Source organism: Inquilinus sp., assembly GCF_057815775.1.
This window is the reverse complement of sequence record NZ_JBYRFX010001198.1, coordinates 1-6,615: the sequence shown is the minus strand read 5'-3', so window position 1 is coordinate 6,615 and position 6,615 is coordinate 1. Positions and strand designations below refer to the sequence as shown.

Sequence of the window (6,615 nt, the reverse complement as noted above, 5' to 3'; positions counted from 1 at the left end):
CGGTGCTTCGGCCTCGATCGTGATCCAGGCGCGCCGCTCCGGCCATTCGATCACCGCCCGGCGGTCCCAGCCGGTGTAGGTGTTGTCGGTGCGCACATCCTCCGGCCGGAAGCCGCGGCGCAGATCCTTCTCCGGCGGCGGCTCGACCAGCTCCAGCGGCATCACCTCGGCGTCGTTCGCCCACATCCGCGCGATGCTGGCGGTGACGGTGGTATTCGGGGTGCGCGGAAAATAGAGATGCTGGCCCAGCCCCGCCGGCATCGGCGTGTCGCCGGTGTTCTCGACCGAGATCGCGAACTCGAGTCCGGCCTCGGTCAGGGTGAAATCCTGCCGGGCGCGATAGGGGAAAGGCCAGGCCTCGGCCGCGTGGTCATAGCCGATGGCGCAGCGGGTCGCCGACTGCTCCAGCACCTGCCACGGCCGCTGCCAGCCATAGCCGTGCAACTGGTGCCGCTCCGTCGGCATGTTCAGCGGCAGCGCCACCTCCCGCCCCTGGAACCGGAAGCGCCCGTCGCGGATCCGGTTCGAGAACGGGGTCAGCGGAAAGTTGCCGAGGCCGAGCGGATCGCCCGCCGCCAGCGCCGTGGCTGCGGCCGGCCGCAGCCAGTCGCGTCGGTCCTCGCCCGTCCCGGTCCAGTAGCCGGCAATGCCGCCGCCGATCGCCGGCACGATGTCGAGGCCACTCGCCCCCGCCCGCAGCCGCACCATCTCCACCGCCATTCCCGTTTCTCCCTTTCGGCCCTGCTTCGGCAGAGCTTGACGCCGATCCGCGGAGCGCCCAATACTCGAATTGTATGATGAATAGCAAAGAGCATGATCGGCAAGTCCGATCATGCCACGGGGGAGCGCCATGACCGAGTGCACCGGACGCAACCGTCCGCAACGGCTGTTGCGCGTGGCCGAGCAGAACGGATTCCGCCTGACCACCCCCCGTTACTAGGGTGGACCGGAACCAGACACCAAGGGCCATGTTCGACCACTCCCGCACCAGCAAGACCTTTTCCCGCCGCTCGCTGCACGGCCAGATCGCCTATGACATCGGCATGCGCATCATGCGCGGCGATGTCCAGCCCGGCACCGTGCTGCCGAACGAGGCTGACCTTTCGGTCCAGTTCTCGGTCAGCCGCACCGCGCTGCGCGAGGCGATCAAGGTGCTGGCGGCCAAGGGCCTGGTCGAATCCCGGCCCAAGACCGGCACACGGGTGCGGCCGCGCGACGAATGGAACCTGCTGGACCCGGATTTGCTGGCCTGGCAGTTCGCCACCCAGCCGATCGAGCGCCTGGCCAAGGACCTTTTCGAGATGCGCCAGATCGTCGAGCCGGCCGCCGCCTCGATGGCCGCGGAACGGGCCACCGATGCGCAGCGGGACGCGATCAGGCGCGCTTTCGCCGACATGGAAGCAGCCCCCGATGGCGATGCCTCGATCGAGCCGGATCTGCGCTTCCACCAATCGATCCTGGCGGCCTCGAACAACGAATTCCTGCATCCGCTCGGCGCCCTGATCGAAACCGCGATGGCGTCGAGCTTCCGCATCACCAACAACCAGCCCGGCGCCCTGCAGATCTCGCTGCCCCGCCACCAGGCGGTGCGCGACGCCATACTGGCGCGCGAGGCCGATGGCGCCCGCCAGGCCATGCGCCTGCTGCTGGAGGATTCGGTGGAGGATCTCCGCCGTGCCCTCGCCAACCAGATTCCGACTTCCTGAAGACAGCCTAGCCAAACAAGGATCTTCGTGATGGCTGACGACGCCAGCAACAACAACAACAAGAAGACACCCCTCCGGTCCGCGGCCTGGTTCGGCCCGCACGACAAGGACGGCTTCATCCATCGCAGCTGGATGCGCAACCAGGGCCTGCCGGACCATGTGTTCGACGGCCGCCCGGTGATCGGCATCTGCCAGACCTTCTCCGAACTGACCCCCTGCAACGCGCATTTCCGCAAGCTGGCGGAGCATGTGAAGCGCGGCGTGTGGGAGATGGGCGGCTTCCCGCTGGAATTCCCGGTGTTCTCGACCGGCGAGACCAACCTGCGGCCGACGGCGATGCTGTACCGCAACCTGGCGGCGATGGATGTCGAGGAAGCGATCCGCGCCAACCCGATCGACGGCGTCGTGCTGCTGACCGGCTGCGACAAGACCACGCCGTCGCTGCTGATGGGCGCCGCCAGCTGCGACATCCCCGCCGTCGTCGTGTCCGGCGGGCCGATGCAGAACGGCCGCTACCCGGACCAGACCATCGGGTCGGGCACCAGCGTCTGGCAGTTCGATGCCGATGTGAAGGCCGGCGTCATCAGCCTGCAGCAGTTCATGGAGGCCGAGGCAGCACAGTCCCGCTCCGCCGGCCACTGCATGACCATGGGCACGGCCAGCACCATGAACTCGATGGCCGAGGCGCTGGGCATGAGCCTGACCGGCTGCGCCGCGATCCCCGCGGTCGACGCCCGCCGCTACGTCATCGCCCACATGACCGGCCGCCGCATCGTCGAGATGGTGCATGAAGACCTGCGCATCTCGAAGATCCTGACCCGCGAGAACTTTCTGAACGCCATCCGCGTCAACGGCGCCATCGGCGGGTCGACCAACGCGGTCATCCATCTGCTGGCCATCGCCGGCCGCGTCGGCATCGAGTTCGAGCTGAAGGACTGGGACGAGTTCGGCCGCGACGTGCCGACCCTGGTCGACCTGATGCCGTCGGGCCGCTTCCTGATGGAAGACTTCTACTACGCCGGCGGCGTCCCCGCGGTGACCCGGGCGCTGGGCGAGAACGGCATGCTGTTCAAGGACGCGCCCACCGTCACCGGCAAGTCGATGTGGGAGAACGTCAAGAACACCGCCAACTGGAACCCGGAGGTGATCCGGGCCTGGGACAACCCGCTGGTGAAGCAGGGCGGCATCACCGTGCTGAAGGGCAACCTGGCGCCCGACGGCGCCGTGCTGAAGCCGTCCGCCGCCACGCCGGAGCTGATGCAGCATCGCGGCCGCGCCGTCGTGTTCGAGAACATCGAGCACTACAAGGCGCGGGTCGACGATCCCGATCTCGACATCGATGAGACCTGCATCATGGTGCTGAAGAACTGCGGCCCGAAGGGCTACCCCGGCATGGCCGAGGTCGGCAACATGGCGCTGCCGCAGAAGGTGCTGAAGAAGGGCGTGCGCGACATGGTCCGCATCTCCGACGCGCGCATGAGCGGCACGGCCTATGGCACCGTGGTGCTGCACACGGCGCCGGAAGCGGCCGCCGGCGGCCCGCTGGCCCTGGTGCAGGACGGCGACATGATCGAGCTGGACGTCGCCAACCGGCGGCTGCATCTCGAGGTCTCGGACGAGGTGCTGGCCGAGCGGCGCAAGCTGTGGTCGCCGCCGGAGCCGACGATGAAGGGCGGCTACCAGTCGCTGTATGTCCAGCACGTGATGCAGGCCGACAAGGGCGCCGACCTCGACTTCCTGGTCGGCAGCCGCGGCCACGCCGTGCCGCGCGACAGCCACTGACGATCGAACCGCAGGCCCGGGGCGGGCCGCTCTCTTCCTCGCCAAGCGGACCATCATGACCGACTACGCAACCTATCCATCGCTGCGCGACAAGCCCGTCTTCGTGTCGGGCGGCGGCAGCGGCATCGGCGAAAGCATCGTCGAGCATTTCTGCCGCCAGCAGGCGCGCGTCTTCTTCGTCGACATCAACGAGGAGGCATCGACCGCCCTGGTCGCCCGGTTGAAGGCCGAAGGGCTAGCCGTGCCGGTGTTCCGGCCCTGCGACCTGCGCGACATCGCCGACCTGCGCAAGGCGGTGGCCGAGGCCAAGGACGCGGTCGGGCCGATCCGCATCCTGGTCAACAACGCGGCGCACGACCAGCGCCACGCCCCCGAGACGGTCGAGCCCGACTATTGGGACGACCGCATGGCGGTGAACCTGCGCCACCAGTTCTTCGCCGCCCAGGCGGTGCAGCCGATGATGCAGGCGGCCGGCGGCGGCTCGATCATCAATTTCGGCTCGGTCTCCTGGCGTCTGAAGCAGGGCAATATGCCGGCCTACACCACGGCCAAGGCCGGGGTGGAAGGCCTGACCCGCGGCTTGGCCCGGGACTGGGGCAAGCAGCACATCCGGGTCAACACGGTGATGCCGGGCTGGGTCATCACCCAGCGCCAGAAGGACCTGTGGCTGACGCCGGAGGCCGATGCCCGCCGGGCCGAGGACCAGTGCATCCCCGATTACGTGATGCCGGTGCATCTGGCGCAGATGACCCTGTGGCTGGCGGCGGATGACAGCGCCATGTGCACGGGCCAGACATTCGTGGTCGACGCCGGCTGGGCGTCGGGATTGTGAGGCGGAAATGAACCTGATTCAGCTCAAGACCAAGGACGGCGAACGGCGCGTCGGCATCGTCTCCGGCGGCGACACGCTCAAGCTGCTGTCCGTCTTCGAGACCACCTACGACCTTGCCCAGGCGGCGATCGGCGCCCGCAAGAGCATCGCCGAGCTGGTCGCGGCCGATGAGGGCGACGGCACCGATTCCTACGATGCGGTGATCGCCGAGGGCCGGCTGCTGGTGCCGCTGGACCATCCCGACCCGGCGCATTGCATCGTCACCGGCACCGGCCTGACCCATCTCGGCAGCGCAGACGCCCGCGACCAGATGCACAAGAACCTCGGCGAGGCCGAGACGCTGACCGACAGCATGAAGATGTTCCGCGACGGCCTGACCGGCGGCAAGCCGGCAGGTGGCCAGCCTGGCGTGCAGCCGGAATGGTTCTACAAGGGCGACGGGTCGGCCGTGGTGGCGGGCGAACAGCCCCTGACCATGCCGGATTTCGCCCTGGATGGCGGCGAGGAGCCGGAGATCACCGGCTGCTATCTGATCGGGCCGGACGGCACGCCCTGGCGCGTCGGCTTCGCCATCGGCAACGAGTTCTCCGACCACATCACCGAGCGGCAGAACTACCTGCTGCTGGCCCATTCCAAGCTGCGGCAATGCGCGGTCGGGCCCGAGCTGCTGGTCGGCTCGCTGCCGGACGACATCCGCGGCACCAGCCGGATCACCCGCGACGGCAAGACGATCTGGGAGAAGCCGTTCCTGAGCGGCGAGGCCAATATGAGCCATTGGATCGCCAACCTGGAGCATCACCATTTCAAATACGTGCTGTTCCGCCGGCCGGGCGACGTGCACCTGCACTTCTTCGGCACGGCGACGCTGAGCGTCAGCGACGGCATCAAGCCCGAGCCGGGCGACCGGTTCGAGATCGAAGCCAAGGCTTTCGGCCGGCCCCTGCGCAACCCGCTGGCCCGCGCCGCGGCGGAGACGGTCACGGTCCGGGCACTGTAGGCTCCCGGATCAAGGCACCTCCCTCCTCCCTGTCATTGCCGGGCTTGACCCGGCAATCCAGAGGATGTCGACAGTCTCTGGATGCCCGGATCAAGTCCGGGCATGACAGGAAAAAGGGCCTGGGAGGCCGAATAGACAAACCCCGCCCCAAGGCGGACGGGAAGAGGAGGAGACGGGGATGAACAGGATCGATCTCGACGGCAAGATCGCCGTCGTCACCGGCGGGGCGCAGGGCATCGGCCGTGCCGTCGCCGAACGCTTCATCGCCTCCGGCGCCCAAGTGGTGCTGTGGGATCGCGACCAGGTGCTGGTCGAGCAGACGGCGCAGGCGATCGGCGCCACCGGCACCGCCATCGACGTCACCGACGCGGCCGCGGTCACCGCCGCGGTCGAAGCCCAGGGCCAGATCGACATCTTCATCAACAACGCCGGCATCGCCGGTCCGTCGGTGAAGACCTGGGACTACCCGATCGACACCTGGCGCCAGGTGATCGAGTTGGATTTGAACGCGGTCTATTACTGCTGCCGCGCCGTGGTGCCGGGGATGATCGCGCGCGGCTATGGCCGCATCGTCAACGTCTCCTCGATCGCCGGCAAGGAAGGCAACCCGAACGCCAGCGCCTATTCCGCCGCCAAGTCGGGCGTCATCGCCCTGACCAAGTCGCTGGGCAAGGAGCTGGCCGGCCAGGACATCGCGGTCAACTGCGTCACCCCGGCCACCGCGAAGACCCGGATCCTGGAGCAGATCAGCCAAGAGCACATCGACTACATGCTGTCGCGCATCCCCCGTGCCCGCTTCCTGAAGGTCGAGGAGGCGGCGTCGATGATCGCGTGGCTGTGCTCGGCCGAGAACAGCTTCACCACCGGCGCCGTGTTCGACCTGTCCGGCGGCCGCGCGACCTACTGAACCGATGACGGCCACCGACCTGCCGGAGGCCCACGACCTGATGCCGGCCCTGCGCCGGATGGGGTTGGCGGGCCCGGGCGAGACGCCGCGCTTCACCGCGCTGACCGGCGGCGTCTCCTCCGACATCTGGCGGGTCGACCTGGCCACCGGCCCGGTCTGCGTCAAGCGGGCGCTGGCCAAGCTGCGGGTCGCGGCCGACTGGCAGGCGCCGGTGGTGCGCAACCTGTATGAGGCGCGCTGGATGCGGGTCGCCGCCGGCATCGTGCCGCAGGCGGTGCCGGCCCTGTTGGGCCAGGACGATGCCGCCGGCGCCCTGGCCATGGCCTATCTGGCGCCGGAGGACCATCCGGTGTGGAAGGCGCAGCTGCGCGACGGCCAGGCCGATCCGGAG

The 6,615-nt window shown here is 68.5% G+C and carries 7 protein-coding genes; 6 read left to right on the top strand and 1 reads right to left on the bottom strand.

From position 1 onward, the window contains the following. A partial coding sequence (locus AC3XYG_RS42595; protein WP_489145987.1) for an aldose 1-epimerase occupies positions 1-720 on the bottom strand: 720 nt, incomplete at its 3' end. Between the two features lie 248 nt (positions 721-968). Between AC3XYG_RS42595 and AC3XYG_RS42590 the strand changes: the two genes are divergently transcribed. From AC3XYG_RS42590 to AC3XYG_RS42565, 6 genes are all read left to right on the top strand, one after another. After that, positions 969-1,706: a FadR/GntR family transcriptional regulator gene (locus tag AC3XYG_RS42590; RefSeq protein ID WP_489145986.1), complete on the top strand. Its 738-nt coding sequence runs from the start codon at positions 969-971 to the stop codon at positions 1,704-1,706. A 30-nt stretch (positions 1,707-1,736) separates the two neighbouring features. Next, positions 1,737-3,488, top strand: coding sequence for an IlvD/Edd family dehydratase (locus tag AC3XYG_RS42585; protein WP_489145985.1), 1,752 nt, complete (start codon positions 1,737-1,739; stop codon positions 3,486-3,488). Positions 3,489-3,543: 55 nt separating this feature from the next. Then, entirely contained in the window at positions 3,544-4,320 is a 777-nt protein-coding gene (locus AC3XYG_RS42580) for an SDR family NAD(P)-dependent oxidoreductase (protein WP_489145984.1), read from the top strand. Positions 4,321-4,327: 7 nt separating this feature from the next. Continuing rightward, positions 4,328-5,317, top strand: coding sequence for an AraD1 family protein (gene araD1 / locus AC3XYG_RS42575; protein ID WP_489145983.1), 990 nt, complete (start codon positions 4,328-4,330; stop codon positions 5,315-5,317). Positions 5,318-5,495: 178 nt separating this feature from the next. Further along, positions 5,496-6,224 (top strand): SDR family NAD(P)-dependent oxidoreductase, encoded by a 729-nt coding sequence (locus tag AC3XYG_RS42570; RefSeq protein WP_489145982.1) that lies wholly within the window; start codon positions 5,496-5,498, stop codon positions 6,222-6,224. Positions 6,225-6,228: 4 nt separating this feature from the next. Beyond that, positions 6,229-6,615: phosphotransferase family protein (locus AC3XYG_RS42565; RefSeq protein WP_489145981.1), on the top strand; the 387-nt coding region annotated here is incomplete at its 3' end.

What these genes read in the sequence shown, in the direction of transcription:
- AC3XYG_RS42570 (WP_489145982.1), top strand. Translation starts at nt 5,496, where the DNA reads ATGAACAGGATCGATCTCGACGGCAAGATCGCCGTCGTCACCGGCGGG.
- araD1 (WP_489145983.1), top strand. Translation starts at nt 4,328, where the DNA reads ATGAACCTGATTCAGCTCAAGACCAAGGACGGCGAACGGCGCGTCGGC.
- AC3XYG_RS42580 (WP_489145984.1), top strand. Translation starts at nt 3,544, where the DNA reads ATGACCGACTACGCAACCTATCCATCGCTGCGCGACAAGCCCGTCTTC.
- AC3XYG_RS42585 (WP_489145985.1), top strand. Translation starts at nt 1,737, where the DNA reads ATGGCTGACGACGCCAGCAACAACAACAACAAGAAGACACCCCTCCGG.
- AC3XYG_RS42590 (WP_489145986.1), top strand. Translation starts at nt 969, where the DNA reads ATGTTCGACCACTCCCGCACCAGCAAGACCTTTTCCCGCCGCTCGCTG.